Origin of the sequence: Klebsiella pneumoniae complex sp. WS1778 (assembly GCF_049472055.1) — a bacterium.
Classification (GTDB): domain Bacteria; phylum Pseudomonadota; class Gammaproteobacteria; order Enterobacterales; family Enterobacteriaceae; genus Klebsiella; species Klebsiella quasipneumoniae.
The window spans coordinates 1,962,938-1,986,719 of the sequence record NZ_JBKGTJ010000001.1 but is presented as its reverse complement, the minus strand read 5'-3'; the positions used below and the strand labels follow the sequence as shown (position 1 = coordinate 1,986,719).

The 23,782-nt window shown below is 58.6% G+C and carries 26 protein-coding genes; 19 read left to right on the top strand and 7 right to left on the bottom strand.

The window, feature by feature from the left end; all coding sequences use genetic code 11:
- Positions 1 to 8 precede the first annotated feature (8 nt).
- From qseG to glnB, 3 genes are all read left to right on the top strand, one after another.
- On the top strand, positions 9 to 695 hold the full coding sequence (gene qseG / locus ACLEXF_RS09870; RefSeq protein WP_004201847.1) for a two-component system QseEF-associated lipoprotein QseG: 687 nt from the start codon (positions 9 to 11) through the stop codon (positions 693 to 695).
- On the top strand, positions 682 to 2,019 hold the full coding sequence (glrR, locus tag ACLEXF_RS09865) for a two-component system response regulator GlrR (RefSeq protein WP_004201849.1): 1,338 nt from the start codon (positions 682 to 684) through the stop codon (positions 2,017 to 2,019). The genes qseG and glrR overlap by 14 nt, the downstream gene beginning before the upstream one ends.
- A gap of 65 nt (positions 2,020 to 2,084) precedes the next feature.
- Positions 2,085 to 2,423: a nitrogen regulatory protein P-II gene (glnB, locus tag ACLEXF_RS09860; RefSeq protein WP_002914032.1), complete on the top strand. Its 339-nt coding sequence runs from the start codon at positions 2,085 to 2,087 to the stop codon at positions 2,421 to 2,423.
- A gap of 74 nt (positions 2,424 to 2,497) precedes the next feature.
- Here the strand turns inward: glnB and hmpA are convergent, their stop codons facing one another.
- Positions 2,498 to 3,688: an NO-inducible flavohemoprotein gene (gene hmpA / locus ACLEXF_RS09855; protein ID WP_407259635.1), complete on the bottom strand. Its 1,191-nt coding sequence runs from the start codon at positions 3,686 to 3,688 to the stop codon at positions 2,498 to 2,500.
- A gap of 325 nt (positions 3,689 to 4,013) precedes the next feature.
- On the opposite strand from hmpA, the gene glyA reads away from it, so the two are divergent.
- Positions 4,014 to 5,267: a serine hydroxymethyltransferase gene (gene glyA / locus ACLEXF_RS09850; protein ID WP_002914027.1), complete on the top strand. Its 1,254-nt coding sequence runs from the start codon at positions 4,014 to 4,016 to the stop codon at positions 5,265 to 5,267.
- A gap of 55 nt (positions 5,268 to 5,322) precedes the next feature.
- Here the strand turns inward: glyA and ACLEXF_RS09845 are convergent, their stop codons facing one another.
- The gene (locus ACLEXF_RS09845) at positions 5,323 to 5,745 is read right to left on the bottom strand and encodes a DoxX family protein (protein WP_048326434.1); all 423 of its coding nucleotides are present in this window, start codon (positions 5,743 to 5,745) and stop codon (positions 5,323 to 5,325) included.
- 300 nt (positions 5,746 to 6,045) lie between these two features.
- Between ACLEXF_RS09845 and ACLEXF_RS09840 the strand changes: the two genes are divergently transcribed.
- Entirely contained in the window at positions 6,046 to 7,182 is a 1,137-nt protein-coding gene (locus ACLEXF_RS09840) for a 3-phenylpropionate MFS transporter (protein WP_060656206.1), read from the top strand.
- On the opposite strand, the gene csiE is transcribed toward ACLEXF_RS09840, so the two are convergent.
- Positions 7,179 to 8,456, bottom strand: coding sequence for a stationary phase inducible protein CsiE (gene csiE, locus ACLEXF_RS09835; protein ID WP_004201858.1), 1,278 nt, complete (start codon positions 8,454 to 8,456; stop codon positions 7,179 to 7,181). The genes ACLEXF_RS09840 and csiE overlap by 4 nt on opposite strands.
- Before the next feature lie 124 nt (positions 8,457 to 8,580).
- Between csiE and ACLEXF_RS09830 the strand changes: the two genes are divergently transcribed.
- The 3 genes from ACLEXF_RS09830 (at position 8,581) to ACLEXF_RS09820 (ending at position 11,126) form a co-directional block, all read left to right on the top strand.
- On the top strand, positions 8,581 to 9,219 hold the full coding sequence (locus tag ACLEXF_RS09830; protein WP_004201860.1) for a DUF1007 family protein: 639 nt from the start codon (positions 8,581 to 8,583) through the stop codon (positions 9,217 to 9,219).
- Positions 9,210 to 10,190: a nickel/cobalt transporter gene (locus ACLEXF_RS09825; protein WP_049116064.1), complete on the top strand. Its 981-nt coding sequence runs from the start codon at positions 9,210 to 9,212 to the stop codon at positions 10,188 to 10,190. The genes ACLEXF_RS09830 and ACLEXF_RS09825 overlap by 10 nt, the downstream gene beginning before the upstream one ends.
- A 99-nt stretch (positions 10,191 to 10,289) precedes the next feature.
- The gene (locus ACLEXF_RS09820) at positions 10,290 to 11,126 is read left to right on the top strand and encodes a hypothetical protein (RefSeq protein WP_276417464.1); all 837 of its coding nucleotides are present in this window, start codon (positions 10,290 to 10,292) and stop codon (positions 11,124 to 11,126) included.
- Positions 11,127 to 11,171: 45 nt separating this feature from the next.
- Here the strand turns inward: ACLEXF_RS09820 and suhB are convergent, their stop codons facing one another.
- Positions 11,172 to 11,975: an inositol-1-monophosphatase gene (gene suhB, locus ACLEXF_RS09815; RefSeq protein WP_002913995.1), complete on the bottom strand. Its 804-nt coding sequence runs from the start codon at positions 11,973 to 11,975 to the stop codon at positions 11,172 to 11,174.
- A gap of 120 nt (positions 11,976 to 12,095) precedes the next feature.
- On the opposite strand from suhB, the gene trmJ reads away from it, so the two are divergent.
- The 11 genes from trmJ (at position 12,096) to sseB (ending at position 20,983) form a co-directional block, all read left to right on the top strand.
- Positions 12,096 to 12,830, top strand: a complete 735-nt coding sequence (gene trmJ / locus ACLEXF_RS09810) for a tRNA (cytosine(32)/uridine(32)-2'-O)-methyltransferase TrmJ (RefSeq protein WP_017900427.1) — start codon at positions 12,096 to 12,098, stop codon at positions 12,828 to 12,830.
- 252 nt (positions 12,831 to 13,082) lie between these two features.
- The gene (gene iscR / locus ACLEXF_RS09805; RefSeq protein WP_002913993.1) at positions 13,083 to 13,574 is read left to right on the top strand and encodes a Fe-S cluster assembly transcriptional regulator IscR; all 492 of its coding nucleotides are present in this window, start codon (positions 13,083 to 13,085) and stop codon (positions 13,572 to 13,574) included.
- 178 nt (positions 13,575 to 13,752) lie between these two features.
- Positions 13,753 to 14,967, top strand: a complete 1,215-nt coding sequence (gene iscS, locus ACLEXF_RS09800) for a cysteine desulfurase (RefSeq protein WP_017900428.1) — start codon at positions 13,753 to 13,755, stop codon at positions 14,965 to 14,967.
- A gap of 26 nt (positions 14,968 to 14,993) precedes the next feature.
- The gene (iscU, locus tag ACLEXF_RS09795; RefSeq protein ID WP_002913991.1) at positions 14,994 to 15,380 is read left to right on the top strand and encodes a Fe-S cluster assembly scaffold IscU; all 387 of its coding nucleotides are present in this window, start codon (positions 14,994 to 14,996) and stop codon (positions 15,378 to 15,380) included.
- Between the two features lie 17 nt (positions 15,381 to 15,397).
- Positions 15,398 to 15,721 carry an iron-sulfur cluster assembly protein IscA gene (iscA, locus tag ACLEXF_RS09790; protein WP_002913979.1) on the top strand — a complete coding sequence of 108 codons (324 nt, stop codon included), beginning with the start codon at positions 15,398 to 15,400 and terminating at the stop codon, positions 15,719 to 15,721.
- A 74-nt stretch (positions 15,722 to 15,795) separates the two neighbouring features.
- On the top strand, positions 15,796 to 16,311 hold the full coding sequence (hscB, locus tag ACLEXF_RS09785; protein ID WP_004201868.1) for a co-chaperone HscB: 516 nt from the start codon (positions 15,796 to 15,798) through the stop codon (positions 16,309 to 16,311).
- 15 nt (positions 16,312 to 16,326) lie between these two features.
- On the top strand, positions 16,327 to 18,177 hold the full coding sequence (hscA, locus tag ACLEXF_RS09780; protein ID WP_407259637.1) for a Fe-S protein assembly chaperone HscA: 1,851 nt from the start codon (positions 16,327 to 16,329) through the stop codon (positions 18,175 to 18,177).
- Between the two features lies 1 nt (position 18,178).
- Entirely contained in the window at positions 18,179 to 18,514 is a 336-nt protein-coding gene (gene fdx, locus ACLEXF_RS09775) for an ISC system 2Fe-2S type ferredoxin (RefSeq protein WP_004201872.1), read from the top strand.
- Position 18,515: 1 nt separating this feature from the next.
- Positions 18,516 to 18,716: a Fe-S cluster assembly protein IscX gene (iscX, locus tag ACLEXF_RS09770; RefSeq protein WP_002913954.1), complete on the top strand. Its 201-nt coding sequence runs from the start codon at positions 18,516 to 18,518 to the stop codon at positions 18,714 to 18,716.
- A 107-nt stretch (positions 18,717 to 18,823) separates the two neighbouring features.
- Positions 18,824 to 20,110, top strand: a complete 1,287-nt coding sequence (gene pepB / locus ACLEXF_RS09765; RefSeq protein ID WP_004201874.1) for an aminopeptidase PepB — start codon at positions 18,824 to 18,826, stop codon at positions 20,108 to 20,110.
- A gap of 96 nt (positions 20,111 to 20,206) precedes the next feature.
- Complete coding sequence (gene sseB, locus ACLEXF_RS09760) at positions 20,207 to 20,983, top strand: enhanced serine sensitivity protein SseB (protein ID WP_004201877.1); 777 nt, start codon at positions 20,207 to 20,209, stop codon at positions 20,981 to 20,983.
- Between the two features lie 66 nt (positions 20,984 to 21,049).
- Here sseB and ACLEXF_RS09755 read toward each other — a convergent pair whose 3' ends face one another.
- The 3 genes from ACLEXF_RS09755 to sseA all read right to left on the bottom strand — a co-directional run bounded on the left by ACLEXF_RS09755 (position 21,050) and on the right by sseA (position 23,665).
- Entirely contained in the window at positions 21,050 to 21,892 is an 843-nt protein-coding gene (locus ACLEXF_RS09755) for a hypothetical protein (protein ID WP_053810088.1), read from the bottom strand.
- A 101-nt stretch (positions 21,893 to 21,993) separates the two neighbouring features.
- Positions 21,994 to 22,644, bottom strand: coding sequence for a DUF5066 family protein (locus tag ACLEXF_RS09750; RefSeq protein ID WP_043520429.1), 651 nt, complete (start codon positions 22,642 to 22,644; stop codon positions 21,994 to 21,996).
- A 163-nt stretch (positions 22,645 to 22,807) separates the two neighbouring features.
- On the bottom strand, positions 22,808 to 23,665 hold the full coding sequence (sseA, locus tag ACLEXF_RS09745) for a 3-mercaptopyruvate sulfurtransferase (RefSeq protein WP_004201882.1): 858 nt from the start codon (positions 23,663 to 23,665) through the stop codon (positions 22,808 to 22,810).
- Positions 23,666 to 23,782: the final 117 nt, after the last annotated feature.

Below are 23,782 nucleotides of genomic sequence, written 5' to 3'. Positions count from 1 at the left end.
GGGGAACTATGTCCCAATTCCTGGCCTGGCGCCGTTCCCTTAGCGGATGGCTGCTCTCAGGCATTGCTTGTCTGACGCTGGCGGGGTGTTCCGCCGGCTTCTCGCCGCATAGTGCGGAAGGTGCCGCCGCCCCCGGGCAGGCGCAGCACCAGGTGGCCGATTTTGTCGCCGTGGACTGCGCTGATATCTGGGCGCACAGCAGCGATGCCAGCGACAAAAACCCCCTCTACTGGCTGCGGGGCATTGACTGCGCCGATCGTCTCGCGCCGGTGCAGGCGCGAGCGGAGGCGAAACGCCATACCGACGACAGCTGGCAGGACGCATTCCGCCGCGGCATTCTGCTTGCCGATGCCAAAATTACCCCTGACGAGCGCCGCGAGCTGGTGGCGCGTCTCGACACCTTCAGCCCGCAAATCGCCGTTCAGGTCCGCCCGCTATATCAGCTCTGGCGCGACGGGCAGACCCGTCAGCTGCAGCTGGTGGAGGAGCGAGCCCGCTACGCGAAGCTTCAGCAGTCCAGCGATAGCGAGCTGGAGACGTTGCGCCAGCAGGAGCAGTCGCTGCGCCAGCAGCTGGAGCTGACCACCCGTAAGCTGGAGAATCTGACGGATATTGAACGCCAGCTCTCCAGCCGCAAGCCGGGCGGCAATTTCGGCAGCGAAAAAGTACCGGAGGTGATCCATGACGATCCGTAAACCGGCGCGTTTGCTGCTGGTGGATGACGATCCGGGGCTGCTGAAGCTGCTCGGCATGCGTCTGGTCAGCGAAGGCTATAGCGTGGTCACCGCCGAGAGCGGACCGGAAGCGCTGCGCGTGCTGGGACGTGAGAAAGTGGATCTGGTGATTAGCGATCTGCGGATGGATGAAATGGACGGCCTGCAGCTGTTCAGTGAGATCCAGAAGGGGCAGCCCGGCATGCCGGTGATCATTCTCACCGCCCATGGCTCGATCCCCGACGCGGTGGCGGCCACCCAGCAGGGCGTCTTCAGCTTCCTGACCAAGCCAGTTGATAAAGACGCCTTGTATAAAGCCATTGATGAGGCGCTGGAGCAGCGATCGCCAGCCACCGACGAAGCGTGGCGCCAGGCGATTGTCACCCGCAGCCCGCTGATGCTGCGCCTGCTCGAGCAGGCCGGGATGGTGGCGCAGTCCGACGTCAGCGTGCTGATTAACGGCCAGAGCGGGACCGGGAAGGAGATAGTCGCCCAGGCGATCCACAACGCCAGCCCGCGTCATGACAAGCCTTTCGTGGCGATTAACTGCGGCGCGCTGCCGGAACAGCTGCTCGAGTCCGAACTGTTCGGCCATGCGCGGGGCGCCTTTACCGGCGCGGTCAGCAACCGCGAAGGGTTATTCCAGGCCGCCGAAGGCGGCACGCTGTTTCTCGACGAGATCGGCGATATGCCTGTCGCCCTGCAGGTGAAGCTGCTCCGCGTCCTGCAGGAGCGTAAGGTTCGCCCGCTCGGCAGCAACCGCGATATCGAGATCAACGTGCGGATCATCTCCGCCACCCACCGCGACCTGCCGAAGGCGATGGCCCGCGGCGAGTTTCGCGAAGATCTGTTTTATCGCCTCAATGTGGTTAACCTGAAGATCCCGCCGCTCTCCGAACGCACGGAAGATATTCCGCTGTTGGCCAACCATCTGCTGCGTCAGTCCGCCGATCGCCATAAGCCGTTCGTGCGGGCATTTTCCAGCGATGCAATGAAGCGGCTGATGGCCGCCAAATGGCCGGGCAATGTGCGCCAGCTGGTGAACGTGATTGAGCAGTGCGTGGCCCTGACCTCGTCGCCGGTGATCGGCGATGCGCTGGTGGAGCAGGCGCTGGAAGGCGAGAACACGGCGCTGCCGACCTTCGTGGAAGCGCGCAATCAGTTTGAGCTGAACTACCTGCGCAAGCTGCTGCAGATTACCAGGGGCAACGTCACCCACGCCGCGCGGATGGCTGGACGCAACCGCACCGAATTCTATAAGCTGCTGTCGCGCCATGAGCTCGACGCCAATGACTTTAAAGAGTAGCTCCGCAACATAGCGCAAGATATGATACGGTAAGCAACCGGTTACGCGACTAAGACAGGAACACCATGAAAAAGATTGATGCGATTATTAAACCTTTCAAACTGGATGACGTGCGTGAAGCGCTGGCCGAAGTCGGCATCACCGGGATGACGGTAACGGAAGTGAAAGGCTTTGGCCGCCAGAAAGGGCACACCGAACTCTACCGCGGCGCGGAATATATGGTGGATTTTCTGCCGAAAGTGAAAATTGAAATCGTGGTGACCGACGATATCGTCGATACCTGTGTGGATACCATCATCCGTACCGCGCAGACCGGTAAAATCGGTGACGGCAAGATCTTTGTCTTCGACGTGGCGCGGGTCATTCGTATCCGTACCGGCGAAGAAGACGACGCGGCGATTTAACGCTCGCCGCTCGTTGCAGTATTGCCGGGTGGCGCTGCGCTTACCCGGCCTACAAATCCCCGCGGCGTCGGGACTTACAGCACCTTATGCGGGCCGAAGCATTCGTAATGAATGTGGTCTTTATTGACCCCTAATTCTACCAGCTGCTTCGCTGCAAACTGCATAAACGCTACCGGGCCGCAGAGATAATACTGCATCTGCGGGTCGCGAATAGTTTCCGCCACCGCCGCTAAATCCATCAAACCTTCGCTATCAAAACGTCCTGCCTGACGGTCAGCCTCGCTCGGGTTGCGATACCAGACGTGAGCGGTAAACGCCGGCAGCGCCGCGCCGAGCGCCTGCACTTCATCGGCAAAGGCGTGGACCTCGCCATTTTCCGCCGCATGGAACCAGTTCACCTGACCCTGATGATGGCTCTTCGCCAGCGCATCCAGCATCGCCAGCATCGGCGTTTGCCCGACGCCGCCTGAGATCAGGGTGACCGGCGTCTGCGGCTCAACATTAAGGAAGAAATCTCCCGCCGGGGCGGCCAGATAGACCACATCGCCTTCGCTGGCATGGTTATGCAGCCAGTTGGAAACCTGGCCGCCTTCCTCGCGTTTAACCGCGATGCGGTAGCCCTTGCCGTCCGCTTTGCGGGTCAGGGAGTACTGGCGAATTTCCTGATATTCGAAGCCTTCCGGCTTCAGCCAGATGGCCAGATACTGGCCAGGCTGGTAATCGGCGACCGGCTGGCCGTCGACCGGCTCGAGCTCAAAGCTGGTGATAAGCTGGCTGCGCGGAGTTTTCCTGACGATGCGGAACGCGCGGGTCCCTTCCCAGCCGCCGGTTTTACTGGCGTTTTGCTGATAGATCTCGGCTTCGCGGCCGATAAAGACGTTCGCCAGCACCCCGTAGGCTTTACCCCAGGCATCGAGCACTTCCTGGCCCGGACTGAACATTTCATCGAGGGTCGCCAGCAGATGACTGCCAACAATATTGTACTGCTCCGGTTTGATCTGGAAGCTGGTGTGTTTCTGGGCGATCTTTTCCACCGCCGGCAGCAGGGCAGGCAGGTTATCGATATTGCTGGCGTAGGCGGCAATGGCGTTGAACAGCGCTTCACGCTGGTCGCCGTTGCGCTGGTTGCTCATATTGAAGATCTCTTTGAGCTCCGGGTTATGCGCGAACATCCGATCGTAGAAATGGGCGGTTAACTTTGGTCCAGTCTCTACCAGCAGAGGGATGGTGGCTTTGACCGTAGCGATGGTTTGAGCGTCGAGCATAGTGTGCTTCCTTGGGTGTTATCTTAATGATGTATTTTAAATGCATCTTAAGGAAATAACCCTGCGTTGTAAATGGTTCTTTAACACTTTCCGCCGTTGCAGTTACAACATGAAGAATTTGCATCACAATCCTGAAAAGAAATCCGTTGATACTGAGAGAGGCGTTATTGCTCAAAGCCTTGTGTCATGCGGAGCCAAACGTTTGCGTAAAATCCTTTGTCAAGACCTGTTATCACAGAATGATTCGGTTATACTGTGGGCCGTTGTCCAATCGGACCGCCTTTTTAGGCCGAAATTTTATTGTTAGCTGAGTCAGGAGATGCGGATGTTAAAGCGTGAAATGAACATTGCCGATTATGATGCCGAACTGTGGCAGGCTATGGAGCAGGAAAAAGTACGTCAGGAAGAGCACATCGAACTGATCGCCTCCGAAAACTACACCAGCCCGCGCGTAATGCAGGCGCAGGGCTCTCAGCTGACCAACAAATACGCTGAAGGATATCCGGGCAAGCGTTACTACGGCGGCTGCGAATACGTCGACGTGGTTGAGCAACTGGCTATCGACCGCGCGAAAGAGCTGTTCGGCGCTGACTATGCTAACGTCCAGCCGCACTCCGGCTCCCAGGCTAACTTTGCCGTCTACACCGCGCTGCTGCAGCCGGGCGACACCGTGCTCGGTATGAACCTGGCGCAGGGCGGCCACCTGACTCACGGCTCCCCGGTTAACTTCTCCGGCAAACTGTACAACATCATCCCTTACGGTATTGATGAGTCCGGCAAAATTGACTACGACGACATGGCGAAGCAGGCTCAGGAACACAAACCGAAGATGATCATCGGTGGTTTCTCCGCTTACTCCGGTATCGTTGACTGGGCAAAAATGCGTGAAATCGCTGACAGCATCGGCGCTTACCTGTTCGTCGATATGGCGCACGTGGCAGGCCTGATTGCCGCTGGCGTATACCCGAACCCGGTTCCGCATGCTCACGTCGTGACCACCACCACCCACAAAACCCTGGCGGGTCCGCGCGGCGGCCTGATCCTGGCGAAAGGCGGTAGCGAAGAGCTGTATAAGAAGCTGAACTCTGCGGTATTCCCAAGCGCGCAGGGCGGCCCGCTGATGCACGTTATCGCGGCGAAAGCGGTGGCGCTGAAAGAAGCGATGGAGCCAGAGTTTAAAGTTTACCAGCAGCAGGTTGCGAAAAACGCCAAAGCAATGGTGGAAGTGTTCCTGAACCGCGGCTACAAAGTGGTGTCTGGCGGTACTGAGAACCATCTGTTCCTGCTGGACCTGGTGGATAAAAACCTGACCGGTAAAGAAGCTGACGCTGCCCTGGGCCGCGCCAACATCACCGTCAACAAAAACAGCGTGCCGAACGATCCGAAGAGCCCGTTCGTGACCTCCGGTATCCGCATCGGTTCTCCGGCTGTGACTCGTCGCGGCTTTAAAGAAGCGGAAGTCAAAGAGCTGGCTGGCTGGATGTGTGACGTGCTGGACAATATCAATGACGACGCGGTCATTGAGCGCGTGAAAGGTAAAGTGCTGGATATCTGCGCCCGCTTCCCGGTATATGCGTAAGCGTTAGCGTTGACATCAAAAAGGCCGCGTATGCGGCCTTTTTTGCGTCTGCAGATTAGCGGCGGTCGAGGGAGATCGCCCCGGGGCCGGTTACCGCTAGCAGCAGGAAGGCGCCGGCGATGCTGACGTTTTTCCAGAAGTTAATCATGTTCGGCAATACCGCATCGCCAGTCATATCCCAGTAGTGATGGCCAATCACCGCCGTGCCGAGGGTGTAGAAGATAAAGATGACCGCCAGCGGGCGGGTGAAAAAGCCCAGCACAATTAAAATCGCGGCAGGCACTTCCATAATGACGGCGATAATCGCCGCCAGGGTCGGCATCGGCGCGCCGGAGGCGGCCATGTATTGCACCGTACCGCTAAAGCCCAGCAGTTTGGGGTAGCCAAAAAGTAGAAACAGAACCACCACGGCGATGCGGGCGATGAGCAGTAGCAGAGAGCGGGATGCGCCAAAATCAAAATAGCGGAGTGTGTTCATAATCAGCTCGTTATGAGAGACGTGTGATTTAAACGTAATACACAAAGTTGCCAGCCGCCATAGCAGGAAAATAATAATGTCGCGCTTCGTTTCATTAGGATTTCGCCGTATCGTTGGTCGCACTTTGATGCCCGGTTATCGGATTTTATTTAATACAACCGGTGACGGAGTGGGGAGTGCTCCGTGATGCGCGTCACGATTTAAAGACAAATGTACTCAACTTCCATATAGAGAGTGGGACACAGGTTTACTCACGATGGGGTTTATCGCCAGACTATCGCCACCATTCGGGAGGAAATCATGGTCTTGCACTCCACGCGCTGGCTGGCGCTCAGTTATTTCACTTACTTTTTTAGCTACGGTATTTTTCTGCCCTTCTGGAGCGTCTGGCTGGCCGGCAACGGGCTGACCCCGGAAACCATCGGCATTTTGCTTGGCGCCGGTCTGGTGGCCCGTTTTCTCGGCAGTCTGCTGATTGCCCCGCGGGTGAGCGATCCCTCCCGGCTGATCGCCGCGCTGCGCGTGCTGGCGCTGTTAACCTTGCTCTTCGCGCTGGCCTTCTGGGCCGGCACCCACGTAGCATGGCTGCTGGCGATTATCATCGGCTTCAACCTGTTCTTTTCACCGCTGGTGCCGCTGACGGATGCTCTGGCCAATACCTGGCAAAAGCAGATCACCATGGACTATGGCCGGGTGCGGCTATGGGGCTCCATCGCCTTTGTGATTGGTTCGGCGCTGACCGGTAAGCTGGTGAGCCTGTTCGATTACCGGGCGATCCTGCTGATGCTAAGCCTGGGCGTCGCCTCGATGCTGCTCGGCATGTTGCTTAAGCCGTCGGTGATGCCTCAGGGGGCGTCGCGCCAGCAGCAGGGGGCCGGAATGGCGGCCTGGCTGACGCTGGTGCGCCAAAGCTGGCGCTTTCTCGCCTGCGTTTGTCTGCTGCAGGGGGCGCACGCCGCCTACTATGGCTTTAGCGCCATCTACTGGCAGCAGGCCGGCTATTCGGCCTCGGCGGTCGGTTATCTGTGGTCGTTAGGTGTGGTGGCGGAAGTGGTGATCTTCGCGCTGAGTAAAAAGGTGTTCCGCCGCTTCAGCGCGCGGGATCTGCTGCTGCTCTCTGCCCTGTGCGGGCTGGTTCGCTGGACGCTGATGGGCTGGACCACAGCGCTGCCGGGGCTTATCCTCGCGCAGATCCTTCACTGCGGGACCTTTACGGTGTGTCATCTGGCGGCGATGCGCTATATCGCCGCCCGCCAGGGCAGCGAAGTGATCCGCCTGCAGGCCGTCTACTCCGCGGTGGCGATGGGCGGGAGTATCGCCATTATGACCGTCTTCGCCGGCTTCCTCTATCAGCACCTGCACCAGGGCGTGTTCTGGGTAATGGCGCTGCTGACCATCCCGGCGTTGGCTATTCGGCCAAAAACGGTGGCGGCCTAGTCCTCGAGCATCGCGCAGATATGCTGCTGCTGGCGTTCGGTGAAGCAGTTCTCCGCGTGGATCAGCGGCGGTGAAAACAGCGGCAGCGCCGTCGCATAGGGAGTGACGATAAGCGTCACCCCTTTGGGCGCGCCTTCCTTCTGAAAGCGCTCTATGCTCTGGTATTTGATATTCAGCGGCAGCAGCGTCAGTTCGCGCAGCTGCTGCTCCAGGGCCGCTTCCATATCCGGATTATCATCGGTTAGCAGCAGAACCTGCTTCTCGTGCAGGTCGCTTTTCTGCATCAGCCAGGCGCCAAAGATCACCGCGATTAAGCTGGTCTCTTCCTCATTAAAACGGACGTGCCAGGCCTCCTCGAATTCGCTCAATGCCGCCTGGGTGGTGCGCAGTAAACGAGGATAGAGCCGGCTCACTTCCTCCGTGAGCGTGCTGTCGATGCCGATGGCAAACACGCTGCGGATCAATGCCTGCGACAAGTGAATATAAAGCTGGTCGCTCAGCCCCTGTTCGTCACTGAACGACCTGCCGGCGAGCATCTGGAAGCGGTGGATCAGGCCGGAAATAGCCAGCCGCAGGCGTCGATCCTGCGGGTGACCATCGCGAAGCGGATCGGGGGTTTTGAGCATCATAAACAGCAGCGAGAGGAAAAAAGGCTCTCCGACATGCGGCGGAGCGCCGACCCGGCGCTGCCAGTGGCGGACAATCTCCTGCGCCAGAGTGAACTCGGCGGCGGTCTGCGCCCAGCGTTGCTGTTCATCATTGAAGTCGGGTGAATAGCCCCGGTGATGCTCAAGCAGGCAGTACTGCAGGTACAGGCGCAGAAACTGGACGTCCCGGCAGTCGAACTGGCGATTGAGCGCTCGTGCGCAGCGGTTCACCAGCGCCTGCAGGTTGGTATCATCGTACAAGGTACGGGCGATGCCTTCCTGTTTAAGCTGCGTTTTCAGCGCCGGGGTAAAATGATGGTTAACGAACTGCGGGCACAGGCGCAGCCCCCGCCGCAGCGCATGCAGCAGGCATAAACGTTGGTCGAGCGCGGCGCCTTCAATCCGATAGCTGCCGTCCACCTGTGACCGAAGGGTCAGGCGGTGGTAACGCTGAATTTCGCGTCCGGTCTCCTCGATATCCTGCCGGGCCGTGGTCTCATCAACGAGGTTGATTCTGCCAAGCCGTTCAGTCGTTACCGACTGTCCGGGCAGATAAAACATCAGGAGCACCTGGCTACGGCGCTGTGGACTGGAAAGCGCAGATGGTGGTTCAATGACGGTCATCATCTGGTAAGTTCCAGTTAGGGTTTCCGCTAAGGATAGACAATGACGGCGGCGGGGGCAGGGAAGTGCGCCCGCTTTAGCTCAGGATTGCTGGCGAAGTTCACAGAATTTTTCACGTGAGGAACAGATGAACAGAGTGAAACAATGCACCAGCGCGGCGTTTTTCATGGTTTTATCATGGACAGCCGCTGCGCATCCGCATAGCTTCATCAGTTTGCAGAGCGAGCCGGTGGTCAAAGACGGCCTGCTGAGCGCCTTTAAAATGCGCTGGACAATGGATGAAATAACCTCCTCGGATCTGCTTTACGACGCCGGAAACGCTAAACCGGGTAGCGAAGTATGGAAAAAACTGGCGGCGGAGGTGATGGCCAACGTGCTCGGCCAGCACTATTTCAGCGAGCTGTGGCACAACGGCCAGCGGGTGAAATTTGACAATCGCCCCGACGGCTACGGTCTTGAGCGCGACGGTCTGCAGGCGGTACTGACCTTTACCCTGCCGCTGGCGACGCCGCAACCCGTTGCCGGGCAGACGTTTACCTTTTCCACTTTCGATCCGACCTACTATGTCGATATGTTTTATGACAAAGATAGCGATTTTTCCCTGCCCGCCGCGCTGCAGGCCGTCTGTAAGGCAACGGTGATGACGCCAAAACCGAATGACAAAATGCTCTCATACGCCCAGTCGCTGGATAAAGCGGATGCGCCGCCTGAGGATATGGCGCTGGGCAGCTATTTTGCCCAGAAGGTGACGCTGACATGTCAGTAATTTTTACCCCTCGCGCGCGAACTTCGCGCTGGAAAGCGCTGTGGCCGCTGGCGCTGCTGCTGGCCGTGAGCGTAACGGGCGGCATCTGGCTGTGGCTGGCCTGGCCGCAGGTGCTGATGCAGAGCGCGGTCTGGCAGCGCGCGCTCAATCTGGAGCTCAGCCGCCTGCTGCAGGCGGTGGCGGAGAACCCGGCTGCGGCGGGGCTGTCGCTGCTTGGATTCAGCTTCGTTTACGGGGTGCTGCATGCCTTAGGGCCCGGCCACGGCAAAATTGTCATTACGACCTGGCTTGCCACCCATCCCTCAAAGCTGAAATCGAGTATTAACCTGACGCTGGCCGCCTCTTTGTTGCAGGGGCTGGTGGCTATCGCGCTGGTGGTGGTGGTGCTGGCGCTACTGCAGCTGCCAGCGCGCCAGCTGCATCTCAGCAGTTTCTGGCTGGAGAAGGGCAGCTATTTGCTGGTGGGCGCGTTAGGTCTGCTGCTCTGCTGGCGGGCGCTGAAAAAGCTGCGTCTGCTGCTGAGCCGGCCAACGTTTACCGCGTTCACCCCGCATCATGTTCATAACGAACACTGCGGCTGCGGGCATCAGCATCTCCCGGCCCCGGAGCAGCTGCAGGCCGGCGATGACTGGCGGGCTCGCACCGTGATTGTCCTGTCGATGGGCATGCGTCCCTGCTCGGGGGCGATCATGGTCCTGCTGTTCAGCAAAGTGATCGGGGTGTTCAACTGGGGGATGGCGGCGGCGCTGGCGATGGCGGCAGGGACCTCATTGACTATCACGGCGCTGGCGCTGCTGGTGCACAGTTTTCGCCAGCTGGCGGTGAAGCTGGGTCAGCATCAGGCACCGCCGCTGTGGCGCCAGGTAGGCTGGCTGACGCTGGCGCTGGCCGGCGGCGTCATTTTGCTCGCGGCGGCAGGCGTGATGTGGTTCAGCGCCGTCCCGGCCGGCGGCGGGATCCGTCCGTTTTAGCCAGGCGTCGGGCGCAAATCCGAAAGTGGGCGCCGGCGCTTGCCGCTGACGCGGCGATGCTCTAGTTTTCCGCTTTTCGGCGGGTGACAAGGAGTCGCTATGGCCGCAAATATCGTTTCTCCCGCGCAGAGCGGGCGGTTCTATTATGGCTGCGCCGGCGCCGCCGGGCTGCTGGCGGGCCTGGCGATCGTCTTCTGGTTTCCAGCCCTGGCCAGCTGGTGGCCGTCCGATCTGGTGCGCGTCTACCACGCCATGCCGTATGTTATGCGATTCAGGGTGACGAGTGTCGCGGATATCCCGCTGGTGGCCTACGCCACCCTGACGCTGTCAGGCTTCGTGCTGGCCTTTTGCCATCCCGGGCACAGTAAACTGCCCATCGTCGCCTGGGCTGTGCATAACCAACCCTCGCCGCGGGAGATGGTCGACTGGATCCTGCGCAGTTGGGCGTTGCAGTTCGGTTTTCTGGTGATCATTTTCTGGCGTTTCGCGTTTATGAGTAAGCTAAGCAGCGACAGGCTAATGCAGATTGCGGGCATCTGTAACGACGTTTGCTATCTGGCCACGCTGGTGCTGGCAGCAATACTGCTGCGCGACGGCTGGCGCGGCGTTAAAGGCGTTGCCGCACCGGCAGGCAATATTCGCATTCCGCTGATCGTTGCCCTGAGTTTTTATCTGCCGTTTCAGCTGGTATGGATTTTACTCAGTGCGCAGCAGTATGAGCTGCCGCTGTGGGGATGGCTGCTGCTGGTTCCGGCGATGGTGGGCGTGCTGCTCGCTCGCCTGGCGACGGTAGGAATAGCGCTGTGTTTCCGGTGCTGGCTGGGGCCGCAGGGCTGCCTGCGCTGGCGCGGACCGCTGGCTTTATTTAGCGGCCTGACGGTGCTCTGTATTGGCGGTAATGCGGTGATTCGCCAGATCCTGAGGATGCTGTCATGACATAAAAAAGGAAGCCGCGGCTTCCTTTTTGACATCAGTAAGAGATTAACGCTTCAGCGCATCGCTCAGCTGCTCGCGCATGTTCGCCAGCATCGCTTTTACCACGCGCGGGTTACCGGCAACGATGTTGCCCGTCAGCATATAGTTATGACCGCCGGTGAAGTCGCACACGATAGCGCCTGCTTCACGAGCGATCAGCTCGCCTGCGGCGAAATCCCATGGTTTCAGGGCGATTTCAAAGTAACCGTCAACGCGGCCGGCGGCAACGTAGGCCAGATCCAGTGCGGCGGAGCCGGTACGGCGGAAATCGGCGCATTCGGTGAACATGTTGCCGAGAATATTCATGTAAGTGGTGGCGTGCTGCTTCGCCTTGAACGGGAAGCCGGTCGCGATGATGGTGCCGTCGAGGTCGCGAGCGTTGCTGCCGCGCAGACGGTAGCCGTTCAGCTGCGCGCCCTGGCCGCGGGTCGCGGTGAACAGTTCGTTACGCATCGGATCGTAAACCACCGCGACTTCAGTACGGCCTTTGATGCGTACGGCGATGGAAACAGAGAAGTGCGGCAGACGTTTAACGAAGTTGGTGGTGCCATCCAGTGGATCGATAACCCATTGAACATCCTGCTCTTCACCAGCGTGTTCACCGCTTTCTTCGGTGATAATGGTGTGCTGCGGGTAAGATTTGCGAATGGTTTCGATAATAATCGCTTCGGCGGCTTTATCGACGTTGGTCACAAAATCATTGCTGCCTTTCTGGCTGGTTTCTACGGTGTCTGGCGTTTCGTAGTGTTTGGCAATTAAATTACCCGCCTTGCGCGCGGCGCGCACGGCGATGTTCAGCATCGGATGCATCGGTCTCTCTCACTGGATGTTAAAGAACGGGAAAAAACGGCGCATATAATAACAGCGAAATCTGCTTATGTCTCCGTTTTATGGTAGCATGCCCGAATAATCTTTAGCCGAAGAACCATAATGCTGCAAAATATTCGAATCGTACTGGTAGAAACTTCCCACACCGGCAATATGGGCTCCGTTGCCCGCGCGATGAAAACCATGGGCTTAACCAACCTGTGGCTGGTCAATCCGCTGGTGAAGCCTGATTCCCAGGCCATTGCGCTGGCCGCGGGTGCCAGCGACGTCATTGGCAACGCGCAGATCGTCGATACCCTTGATGAAGCGCTGGCGGGCTGTAGCCTGGTGGTTGGCACCAGCGCGCGTTCCCGCACGCTGCCGTGGCCGATGCTCGACCCGCGCGAATGCGGTCTGAAAAGCATCGCCGAAGGCCAGCATGCGCCGGTGGCGCTGGTGTTTGGCCGCGAGCGCGTTGGCCTGACTAACGATGAACTGCAGAAGTGTCACTACCATGTGGCCATCGCCGCCAATCCGGAGTACAGCTCGCTGAACCTGGCGATGGCGGTGCAGGTTATCGCCTATGAAGTGCGGATGGCCTGGCTGGCGGCGCAGGAGCAAGCGCAGCCGGCGGTTGAACATGAAGAGGCGCCGTACCCGCTGGTGGACGATCTGGAGCGATTCTACGACCATCTTGAGCAGACGCTGCTGGCGACGGGCTTTATCCGCCCGAATCATCCGGGGCAGGTGATGAACAAGCTGCGTCGTCTGTTCACCCGCGCACGTCCGGAAAGCCAGGAGCTGAACATCCTGCGCGGCATGCTGGCGTCTATTGAGCAGCAGAATAAAGGTAAGTAAGAGCGTTAACGCCGGATGGCGCTTCGCTTATCCGGCCTACGAATCTACATCTCTGTTGTAGCCCGGGCGAGGCCTTTGGCCGACCCTGGGAGCGGCTCGAAATTAATAACGGCACGGAAAGCCAAATACCTGACTAAAACAGTCAAGTAAATAGTTGACCAAATTACTCGGGAATGTCAGACTTGGCCCTGCTATGCAATACCCATATTAATAAAAAGCCCGGCCAGGGGCGAGTTTGAGGTTAAGTAAGACATGAGACTGACATCTAAAGGGCGTTATGCCGTGACCGCGATGCTTGACGTTGCGCTCAACTCTGAAACGGGCCCGGTGCCGTTGGCAGATATTTCAGAGCGTCAGGGAATTTCGCTTTCCTATCTGGAACAGCTGTTCTCTCGCCTGCGTAAAAATGGCCTGGTTTCCAGCGTTCGTGGCCCAGGCGGTGGTTATCTGTTAGGTAAAGATGCCGGCAGTATCGCCGTCGGCGAAGTCATCAGCGCCGTGGACGAATCCGTTGACGCCACCCGTTGCCAGGGCAAGGGCGGCTGTCAGGGCGGCGATAAATGCCTGACTCACGCGCTGTGGCGCGATCTGAGCGAGCGTCTGACCGGCTTCCTGAACAATATCACCCTCGGAGAACTGGTGAATAACCAGGAGATCCTCGATGTTTCCGGTCGTCAGCATCAGCACGAAACCCAGCGCAATGCGCGCACCCAGGACGCGATCGACGTTAAACTGCGCGCCTGAGTGACCCGTCCCGTTTCGGGCTGCGGCTGACAGGGCGAGGCAGCGCGAAACGGCGGGACAACGATTATAAAGAGCTTTCAGAATCAGGCCGGGATGCTCCGACATTCCGTGTACTCGGTCGTACATCAAGCCGGTTGCCTGATTCCTTGCATTGAGTGATGTACGGAGTTTAAGAGCAATGAAATTACCGATTTACCTCGATTACTCCGCAACCACGCCGGTGGACCCGCGTGTTGCCGAGAAAATGATGCAGTTCCTGACCATGGACGGGACCTTTGGTAACCCGGCCTCTCGTTCCCACCGTTTTGGCTGGCAGGCTGAAGAGGCGGTTGATATCGCCCGCAATCAGATTGCCGAGCTGGTCGGTGCCGACCCGCGCGAAATCGTCTTTACCTCTGGTGCGACTGAATCCGACAACCTGGCGATCAAGGGTGCTGCCAACTTTTATCAGAAAAAAGGCAAGCACATCATCACCAGCAAAACCGAGCATAAAGCGGTTCTGGATACCTGCCGTCAGCTGGAGCGCGAAGGCTTCGAAGTGACCTACCTGGCGCCGCAGAGCAACGGGATTATCGATCTGAAAGAGCTGGAAGCGGCGATGCGTGACGACACCATCCTGGTTTCCATCATGCATGTGAATAACGAAATCGGCGTGGTGCAGGATATCGCTACCATCGGCGAGATGTGTCGCGCCCGCGGTATCATTTACCACGTAGACGCCACCCAGAGCGTGGGCAAGCTGCCTATCGATCTCAGCCAGCTGAAAGTGGACCTGATGTCCTTCTCCGGTCACAAAATCTACGGTCCGAAAGGCATCGGCGCGCTGTACGTGCGTCGTAAGCCGCGCATTCGTATCGAAGCGCAAATCCACGGCGGCGGCCACGAGCGCGGTATGCGTTCCGGTACTCTGCCTGTTCACCAGATCGTCGGCATGGGTGAAGCTTACCGTATCGCCAAAGAAGAGATGGAAAGCGAGATGGCGCGTCTGCGCACGCTGCGCAACCGTCTGTGGAACGGCGTGAAGGATATGGAAGAAGTGTACCTCAACGGCGACCTTGAGCAGGGCGCGCCGAACATTCTTAACGTCAGCTTCAACTATGTTGAAGGCGAGTCGCTGATTATGGCGCTGAAAGACCTGGCGGTTTCCTCCGGTTCAGCCTGTACTTCCGCGAGCCTTGAGCCATCCTACGTGCTGCGCGCGTTAGGCATGACTGATGAACTGGCGCACAGTTCTATTCGTTTCTCTTTAGGTCGTTTCACTACCGAAGAAGAGATTGACTACGCCATCAACCTGATTCGTAAATCCATTGGCCGTCTGCGCGAGCTTTCTCCACTGTGGGAAATGTTCAAACAGGGCGTGGATCTGAACAGTATTGAATGGTCACATCACTAATTCGGCACCAATAAGGAGAATTCATCATGGCATACAGCGAAAAAGTTATCGATCATTACGAGAACCCGCGCAACGTCGGCTCTTTTGACAACAGCGACGAGAACGTCGGCAGCGGCATGGTCGGCGCGCCGGCCTGCGGCGACGTGATGAAGTTGCAGATTAAAGTCAACAATGAAGGTATCATTGAAGACGCGCGCTTCAAGACCTACGGCTGTGGTTCTGCTATCGCTTCCAGCTCCCTGGTCACCGAGTGGGTGAAGGGTAAATCCCTGGACGAAGCGCAGGCGATCAAGAACACCGATATCGCCGATGAACTGGAACTGCCGCCGGTGAAAATTCACTGCTCTATTCTGGCGGAAGACGCGATTAAAGCCGCGATTGCGGATTACAAAAGCAAACGTGAAGCAAAATAATTAGTTGAGGTTTTGTTATGTCGATTACTCTTAGCGACAGTGCAGCAGCGCGAGTCAATGCCTTCCTGGCAAACCGCGGAAAAGGGTTTGGCCTGCGCCTGGGCGTGAGAACCTCCGGCTGCTCAGGTATGGCCTATGTACTGGAGTTTGTTGACGAGCCGGCGGCTGAAGACACCGTGTTTGAAGACAAAGGCGTGAAGGTCGTGATCGACGGCAAAAGTCTGCAATTCCTCGACGGCACGCAGCTGGACTTCGTCAAAGAAGGCCTTAACGAAGGGTTTAAGTTCACCAACCCGAACGTCAAAGATGAGTGCGGCTGCGGCGAAAGCTTTAACGTATAATCGGTACACCCCAACCCCACCGCGGTCACGCCGCGCGTGGGGTTTTCGTTTAGATGCATGACCCTGAGGTTACTATGGACTATTTCACCCTCTTCGGGTTACCAGCCAGCTATACCCTCTCGCTTGAACAACTGGCTGTCCGGTATCAGGATCTGCAGCGCCAGTACCATCCGGATAAATTTGCCAGCGCGCCCGCTGCGGAGCAGCTTGCGGCGGTTCAGTATTCCGCCACCATTAACCAGGCCTGGCAGACGCTGCGCCATCCCCTGACCCGCGCAGAATACCTCCTCTCGCTGCATGGCTTCGATCTGGCCAGCGAGCAGCATACCGTTCGCGATACCGCGTTCCTGATGGAACAGCTGGAACTGCGCGAAGAGTTGGATGAGATCGGCCAGGCGAAAGACGAAGCGCGGCTGGAAAGCTTTATCAAACGAGTGAAAGCGCTGTTTGATACCCGCCATCAGCTGATGGTTGACCAATTGCATAATGAGAGCTGGGAGGCGGCGGCGGACACGGTGCGTAAGCTCCGTTTCCTCGATAAACTGCGCAGCAGTGCTGAAGAACTCGAAGAAAAACTGCTCGATTTTTAATTTTCGGAAGCAATTATGGCCTTATTACAAATTAGTGAGCCCGGCCTGAGCGCCGCGCCGCACCAGCGTCGTCTGGCGGCCGGTATCGACCTGGGCACCACCAATTCTCTGGTGGCTACCGTGCGTAGCGGCCAGGCCGAGACTCTGCCCGATCATCAAGGCCGCTATCTGCTGCCGTCGGTGGTGAACTACCACGCATCGGGGCTGACCGTCGGCTATGACGCCCGGCTGAACGCCGCCCAGGATCCCGCCAACACCATCAGTTCCGTGAAACGGATGATGGGGCGCTCCCTCGCCGATATCCAACATCGCTATCCGCATCTGCCGTATCAGCTGCAGGCCAGTGAAAACGGCCTGCCGATGATCCAGACCGCCGGCGGCCTGCTGAACCCGATTCGCGTCTCCGCCGATATTCTGAAAGCGCTGGCTGCCCGGGCCACTGAAGCGCTGGCCGGCGAGCTCGACGGCGTGGTGATCACCGTCCCCGCTTATTTTGATGACGCCCAGCGTCAGGGGACCAAAGACGCGGCGCGTCTGGCGGGTCTGCACGTGCTGCGCCTGCTTAATGAACCGACCGCGGCGGCTATCGCCTATGGCCTTGATTCCGGCCAGGAAGGGGTGATTGCGGTCTACGATCTCGGCGGCGGCACCTTCGATATCTCTATTCTGCGCTTAAGCCGCGGGGTGTTTGAAGTGCTGGCTACCGGCGGCGACTCGGCCCTCGGCGGGGATGATTTCGATCATCTGCTGGCGGACTACCTGCGCGAGCAGGCGGGCTTCAGCGACCGTAGCGACAACCGCCTGCAGCGTGAGCTGCTGGATGCCGCCATCGCGGCGAAAATTGCCCTTAGCGATGCCGAGGTGGCGCACGTTGAGGTCGGCGGCTGGCAGGGCGATATTACCCGCAGCCAGTTTAACGATCTGATCGCCCCGCTGGTAAAACGCACGTTAATGGCCTGCCGCCGGGCGTTGAAAGACGCTGGCGTTGAGGCGCAAGAGGTGCTGGAAGTGGTGATGGTCGGCGGTTCGACCCGCGTGCCGCTGGTGCGTGAGCGCGTAGGCGAATTCTTCGGCCGCATCCCGCTGACCGCCATTGACCCGGACAAAGTCGTCGCCATTGGCGCGGCGATCCAGGCCGATATTCTGGTCGGCAACAAGCCGGACAGCGAACTGCTGCTGCTCGACGTTATCCCGCTGTCGTTAGGGCTGGAAACCATGGGCGGTCTGGTGGAGAAAGTGATCCCGCGTAATACCACCATTCCGGTGGCCCGCGCCCAGGAGTTCACCACCTTCAAAGATGGCCAGACGGCGATGTCCATTCATGTGATGCAGGGCGAGCGTGAGCTGGTGCAGGATTGCCGTTCGCTGGCGCGCTTTGCGCTGCGCGGTATCCCGGCGCTGCCGGCGGGCGGGGCGCATATTCGCGTCACCTTCCAGGTGGATGCCGATGGCCTGCTGAGCGTCACGGCGATGGAAAAATCGACCGGCGTGGAAGCCTCTATTCAGGTGAAACCGTCTTACGGTCTGACCGATGGCGAAATCGCCACCATGATTAAAGATTCGATGAGCTACGCCGAACAGGATATTCAGGCGCGCATGCTGGCTGAACAGAAAGTAGAAGCCGCACGCGTCCTGGAAAGCCTGACAAGCGCGCTGGCCGCCGACGCCGCGCTGTTAAGCGCCGCGGAGCGTCAGGCTATCGATGCTGCTGCGGAGCAGGTACGCGCCGCCGCGGCAGGCGACGACGCCGACGCCATTAAAGAAGCGATTAAAAATATCGACACACAAACCCAGGAATTCGCCGCCCGCCGTATGGATCAGTCGGTCCGTATCGCGCTGAAAGGCCAATCCGTGGACGAGGTTTAAAATGCCAAAAATTGTATTTCTGCCCCACCAGGACCTGTGTCCGGATGGCATCGTTGTGGAAGCTGAGACCGGTGAGACTATTCTGGATGCGGCGCTGCGTAGCGGCATCGAGATTGAACACGCTTGCGAAAAATCCTGTGCCTGCACCACCTGCCACTGCATCGTGCGTGAAGGCTTTGACTCGCTGGCGGAAAGTACCGAAGATGAAGACGATATGCTGGATAAAGCCTGGGGACTGGAGCCTGACAGCCGCCTGAGCTGCCAGGCGCGCGTCACCGACGAAGATCTGGTCGTTGAGATCCCGCGTTACACCATCAACCACGCACGCGAGCACTAATATGGCACTGAAATGGACCGACAGTCGTGAAATCGGCGAAGCGCTGTATGACGCTTACCCTGACCTCGACCCAAAAACCGTTCGCTTTACCGACATGCATCAGTGGATTTGCGATCTGGAAGAGTTTGATGATGATCCGAACGCATCCAATGAAAAAATTCTCGAGGCGATTCTGTTAGTCTGGTTAGACGAAGCCGAATAATTTTCGCGTCATGATTTATGCGGCGGTATAAAGTCGGATGAATCATCGAGCGAGAGAACGTTACGGGCTGCCATACGGTGGCCCGTTTGCTAAGAAGGATAATGATAATGACCGAAGCCATGAAGATTACGCTTTCCACTCAGCCAGCCGATGCGCGCTGGGGAGAGAAGGCGTCTTACAGCATTAATAATGATGGCATTGCCCTGCATCTCAACGGTAAAGACGACCTGGGCTTGATTCAGCGCGCGGCGCGTAAAATTGACGGCATGGGCATCAAGCATGTCGCGTTAAGCGGCGAAGGCTGGAACACCGACCGCGCGTGGGCGTTCTGGGCGGGCTATAAAGGCCCGAAAGGCACCCGAAAAGTTGAATGGCCGACCCTGGACGATGTGCAGAAAAGCGAGCTGGATAACCGTCTGACCATTATTGACTGGGTGCGCGACACCATCAATGCGCCGGCGGAAGAGCTGGGCCCGGAACAGCTGGCGCAGCGCGCCGTCGACCTGCTGTGCAGCGTGGCGGGCGAAAAGATGAGCTATCGCATCACCAAAGGCGAAGATCTGCGTGAGCAGGGCTATCTCGGCCTGCACACCGTCGGCCGCGGCTCCGAGCGTCCGCCGGTTCTGCTGGCGCTGGACTATAACCCGACCGGCGATAAAGAAGCCCCGGTATACGCCTGTCTGGTAGGTAAAGGCATCACCTTTGATTCCGGCGGCTACAGCATCAAACAGAGCGCCTTTATGGATTCAATGAAGTCTGATATGGGCGGCGCGGCGACTGTCACCGGCGCTCTGGCTTTCGCCATTACCCGCGGGCTGAATAAGCGCGTGAAGCTCTATCTGTGCTGCGCCGACAACCTGATCAGCGGCAACGCTTTCAAACTGGGCGATATTATTCATTATCGCAACGGCAAAACCGTCGAAGTGATGAACACCGACGCCGAAGGTCGTCTGGTGCTGGCGGATGGCCTGATTGACGCTTCGGCGCAGAAGCCTGAGCTGATCGTCGATGCCGCCACCCTGACCGGCGCGGCGAAAACCGCCCTCGGCAACGACTACCACGCGCTGTTCAGCTTTGACGATGCGCTGGCGAATCGCCTGCTGGCGAGCGCCCAGGCGGAAAATGAAGCGTTCTGGCGTCTGCCGCTGGCCGAATTCCACCGTAATCAGCTGCCGTCTAACTTCGCGGAACTGAACAATACCGGCAGCGCAGCCTATCCGGCCGGCGCCAGCACCGCGGCGGGCTTCCTGTCCCACTTCGTGGAAAACTACCACCAGGGCTGGCTGCATATCGACTGTTCGGCAACCTACCGCAAATCGGCCGTTGAGCAGTGGTCGGCGGGCGCGACGGGGCTTGGCGTACGTACTATCGCCAATCTGCTGACGGCTGAGTAATGGCCTTGCCGGGTAGCGCTACGCTTACCCGGCCTGGAAAATCCGCAGGCCCGTGCGGACGTCGCGCCGCCGGGCGATTTTTGAAGTAGCCAAACTATGTCCGAAACCAAAAACGAATTAGAAACCCTGCTGGAAAAAGCGGCTACTGAGCCCGCTCATCGTCCGGCATTTTTCAGCGCGCTGCTTGAGGCCACCGTCTGGGTACCGGGCAGCGCAGCCGATGGCGAGCAGATTGTTGAAGATAGCGCGCTGGATCTGCAGCACTGGGAAAAAGATGACGGCACGTCGGTCATTCCGTTCTTCACTTCGCTGGAGGCCCTGCAGCAGGCGGTGGAAGACGAACAGGCTTTCGTGATGATGCCGGCCCGCACGCTGATGGCGATGACTCTCGGCGAATCGCTGTTCCTCAACCCGAAGCTGCCGAGCGGTAAAGAATTCACCCCGCGGGAAATCAGCCATCTGCTCGGGGAAGAGGGCAGCCCGCTCAGCACCCAGACGGTGCTGGAGGGGGGCGAAGCGCTGCTGCTGTCTGAAGTCGCCGAGCCGCCGGCGCAGATGGTGGATTCGCTGACCACGCTGTTCAAAACGCTGAAAACCGTCAAGCGGGCGTTCCTGTGCTCGATCAAAGAGCACGCCGACGCGCCTGCTAATCTGCTTATCGGCATTGAAGCGGAAGGGGATATCGAGTCCATTATTCAGACCACCGGCAGCGTGGCCACCGATACCCTGCCCGGCGATGAGCCGATCGATATTTGCCAGGTGGTAGACGGCGAGAAGGGCATCAGCCACTTTATGATTGCCCATATCACGCCGTTCTATGAAAAGCGCTGGGGCAGCTTCCTGCGCGATTTCAAACAAAACCGCATTATCTGACAGCGGGGGCGGCAGCCCCCGGTTTCGCTATACTTTCAGCTCGATGCCAAAGCGGGTTGGTAAAGATTAATGCAGGGCGGCAACGATTCGCGGATAGGCTGACACCATGTGATAGAGCAGAAATCCCGCCACGCACAGCGTGACGATGCCGTTGAAGAGCGCCATATCCCCGCGCCAGGCACTGCACCTTTCCTCTCCCAACAGATAGCGTAGCGCTGCTACCAGCCCGGCGACCAGCATAAACGCCAGTAACACCCCCACCATCTGCGCGCTGACAATATACCAGCCCAGCGGCGTATTCACGCCCCGGGCGCTCATCAGCGCGATCTGCGCCGGCAAAATCGTCTGGAATCCGAGGGTGAGGAGCATCAGAAGGCGCAGATCCGCCAGCTGAGCATCGAATGTGCGGGCCAGACGTCGGGCGTCACGCAGCAGCAGCCCTCCTGACGTCACCGCCGCGGCAACGCTGATGTGCTGGAGAATAAAAATATATAACGCCAGGGTCCCGGATCCGACCCGGGACAAAAAGAACAGATTGCAAAAGACCATGACCAGCAGGCCAAATTTCGTCACCCAGGCACGGAGTACCTCGCCGGGCCAGCGGCGGCTTGACGCCGGGTTGTGCATCATCCATGCGGCAAGCGTCGATTTACCATAACCGGGCGCGAGCAGCACCATCAGAAAACCCAGCAGCGCCTGATGACCATAGGTGATCAGCGGGACGTCTGCCAAAGTGACGCCGATAAAGCGGGTATAGACGGAAACGGGCGCAGGAACCAGGCTTAACCATGTTCGGTTCCATTGCGGCCAAAAATAGAGGATCGCGCCGCCGACCAGCAGGCCAGCGATGCCTCCCAGCCAGGGAAGGCGCGGGGAATAAGCAGAATGTGGGTTGGAGACTAATGCCATTTTCACTCCTTGTGGTGACATCAGGTTAGGGATTAAGCGCTCCCTCCTGGAGCTGGCCCCGACGGCGCCCGTTAAGCGCGCTTTCGGCGGGAGATGGTGAATTAGTCAGGGCAACCTTCGAGCCTGGCGTAAAGATCCTCATGAAGATATTCCAGCTCCAGCAAGGCGCCATCGCGTGCCTGGTTGAGGGCTTGCTGATGCTGCCATTCGTCGTGGCTCTCCTCTCCACCGGCAAAAATCTCCTGCAGATATTCAATCAGTGACGATTCTGCCAGCCAAAGGTCATTCTCTTTACCCTCGAAGCGGACGACAGGATATTCACCCTGTTCATCACGCTCGGTGACATAGATAAATACCTGCTGATCTCCGGGATGGCAGAGGCGAATCAGGGCAGGAAGACGCGGATCGTCGTTCCAGACGGGCATCAGCTCTTCAATATCCAGCCCGATCATATCAAGGCCATTCATATAATAAGCATCTTCATCCAGCGAGTCGGAAAGCAGGACGCCATGTTCATCAATGGCGTCCAGAACCGATTCCAGCACCCGTTGACCGTGGGGGCTTGTCAGCTGGCAATCGTAAGCCAGCAGCGCTTTCAAACTTTCCGGAAGCGCCACGGTTTCGCTATTTTGCGGATCGCGGTATTTCCGTACTCGCAGGCGATCCACTTCCTCTACGGGCATCGGTTTTGGGGTGGGATTGCGGTTGTGCTTGTGTACGACATCCATGAGATCCGGTAATGAAAAAGCCATCATTCAATTTCCTTATATAGTGGGTGGCAGTAAAGCGAACACGGCAGGCGCAAGCCCTGCGGCAGCACAGAGTAACCGGTTTAGCGGCTGGCAGGAGAAAGAGGCGGGGAAAATCAGAAATTATTTAGTGGCCGCGGAACGGGGGCCCGCGGCCATACGGCGTTTACTGAGCGGCAGGAGCCGGTTCAATCGGCAGATCGCTGCGCGCCCCCCATTCGCTCCATGAGCCGTCGTACAGGCAGACGCCGTTCACGCCAAGCGTGGTGAGCGCCAGCACCACCACCGCCGCCGTCACGCCGGAGCCGCAGCTGGCGATAATGGGCCGGTCAAAATCGACGCCCTGACGCAAAAAGATGTCGTTCAGCTCGTCGACGGTCTTCAGCTCGCCGTTAATCACCAGATCCGTCCACGGCACGTTAAGCGCGCCGGGGATATGCCCGCGCCGCAGGCCCGGGCGCGGTTCGTCAGCCTGGCCGTTAAACCGGGCCGCCGGACGCGCATCGACAATCTGTGCCGACCCTTCATGGCTGACCAGCAGCACGTCGGTCAGGCGCTTAATTTGCTGAGGATCGAAGCGTACGTCGAATTCCCCTTCGGCCACCTCCGGCACCCCTTGTTCCAGCGGCAGTTCGTCGCGGCGCCAGCCCTCCAGTCCACCGGCCAGAATCGACACCTTCTCCACGCCAAAGGCGCGCAGCATCCACCAGGCGCGAGGCGCGGAAAACAGATTGCCTTCGTCATAAACCACGAGGTGCTTATCGCTGCAGACGCCCAGTTCGCGCATGGCGACGGCAAACGCCTCGGCGCGCGGCATCATATGCGGCAGCGGGCTGGTGTGATCGGACAGCGCCTCGATATCGAAAAACAGCGCGTTCGGCACATGGCCGGCGCGGTACTCCGCGGCCATATCGCGCAGGGCCTCCTGTCCGGCGGGCGCCATGCGGGCGTCGATAATCTGGATCTCCGGGTCATCAATATGTTCCGCCAGCCAGTCGGCGGCGACAAAAAACGAGGTGGACATAGGTGCCTCCGTTTTACTATTCATGACTGAATTGTCGGCGTTTTATCGGGTGCTGACAAGTTAAGGACGCCAGAGTGGGGACGACGTCACGGCACTTTTCTGATTAATCGGCAGAAA

Coding starts and splice junctions, on each gene's coding strand:
- sseB (WP_004201877.1), top strand. CDS start 20,207: ATGTCCGAAACCAAAAACGAATTAGAAACCCTGCTGGAAAAAGCGGCT.
- iscA (WP_002913979.1), top strand. CDS start 15,398: ATGTCGATTACTCTTAGCGACAGTGCAGCAGCGCGAGTCAATGCCTTC.
- ACLEXF_RS09840 (WP_060656206.1), top strand. CDS start 6,046: ATGGTCTTGCACTCCACGCGCTGGCTGGCGCTCAGTTATTTCACTTAC.
- ACLEXF_RS09755 (WP_053810088.1), bottom strand. CDS start 21,892: ATGGCATTAGTCTCCAACCCACATTCTGCTTATTCCCCGCGCCTTCCC.
- pepB (WP_004201874.1), top strand. CDS start 18,824: ATGACCGAAGCCATGAAGATTACGCTTTCCACTCAGCCAGCCGATGCG.
- ACLEXF_RS09830 (WP_004201860.1), top strand. CDS start 8,581: ATGAACAGAGTGAAACAATGCACCAGCGCGGCGTTTTTCATGGTTTTA.
- glyA (WP_002914027.1), top strand. CDS start 4,014: ATGTTAAAGCGTGAAATGAACATTGCCGATTATGATGCCGAACTGTGG.
- glnB (WP_002914032.1), top strand. CDS start 2,085: ATGAAAAAGATTGATGCGATTATTAAACCTTTCAAACTGGATGACGTG.
- trmJ (WP_017900427.1), top strand. CDS start 12,096: ATGCTGCAAAATATTCGAATCGTACTGGTAGAAACTTCCCACACCGGC.
- hmpA (WP_407259635.1), bottom strand. CDS start 3,688: ATGCTCGACGCTCAAACCATCGCTACGGTCAAAGCCACCATCCCTCTG.
- ACLEXF_RS09845 (WP_048326434.1), bottom strand. CDS start 5,745: ATGAACACACTCCGCTATTTTGATTTTGGCGCATCCCGCTCTCTGCTA.
- fdx (WP_004201872.1), top strand. CDS start 18,179: ATGCCAAAAATTGTATTTCTGCCCCACCAGGACCTGTGTCCGGATGGC.
- iscU (WP_002913991.1), top strand. CDS start 14,994: ATGGCATACAGCGAAAAAGTTATCGATCATTACGAGAACCCGCGCAAC.
- iscS (WP_017900428.1), top strand. CDS start 13,753: ATGAAATTACCGATTTACCTCGATTACTCCGCAACCACGCCGGTGGAC.
- hscB (WP_004201868.1), top strand. CDS start 15,796: ATGGACTATTTCACCCTCTTCGGGTTACCAGCCAGCTATACCCTCTCG.
- suhB (WP_002913995.1), bottom strand. CDS start 11,975: ATGCATCCGATGCTGAACATCGCCGTGCGCGCCGCGCGCAAGGCGGGT.
- hscA (WP_407259637.1), top strand. CDS start 16,327: ATGGCCTTATTACAAATTAGTGAGCCCGGCCTGAGCGCCGCGCCGCAC.
- qseG (WP_004201847.1), top strand. CDS start 9: ATGTCCCAATTCCTGGCCTGGCGCCGTTCCCTTAGCGGATGGCTGCTC.
- glrR (WP_004201849.1), top strand. CDS start 682: ATGACGATCCGTAAACCGGCGCGTTTGCTGCTGGTGGATGACGATCCG.
- sseA (WP_004201882.1), bottom strand. CDS start 23,665: ATGTCCACCTCGTTTTTTGTCGCCGCCGACTGGCTGGCGGAACATATT.
- ACLEXF_RS09820 (WP_276417464.1), top strand. CDS start 10,290: ATGGCCGCAAATATCGTTTCTCCCGCGCAGAGCGGGCGGTTCTATTAT.
- iscR (WP_002913993.1), top strand. CDS start 13,083: ATGAGACTGACATCTAAAGGGCGTTATGCCGTGACCGCGATGCTTGAC.
- iscX (WP_002913954.1), top strand. CDS start 18,516: ATGGCACTGAAATGGACCGACAGTCGTGAAATCGGCGAAGCGCTGTAT.
- ACLEXF_RS09825 (WP_049116064.1), top strand. CDS start 9,210: ATGTCAGTAATTTTTACCCCTCGCGCGCGAACTTCGCGCTGGAAAGCG.
- ACLEXF_RS09750 (WP_043520429.1), bottom strand. CDS start 22,644: ATGGCTTTTTCATTACCGGATCTCATGGATGTCGTACACAAGCACAAC.
- csiE (WP_004201858.1), bottom strand. CDS start 8,456: ATGATGACCGTCATTGAACCACCATCTGCGCTTTCCAGTCCACAGCGC.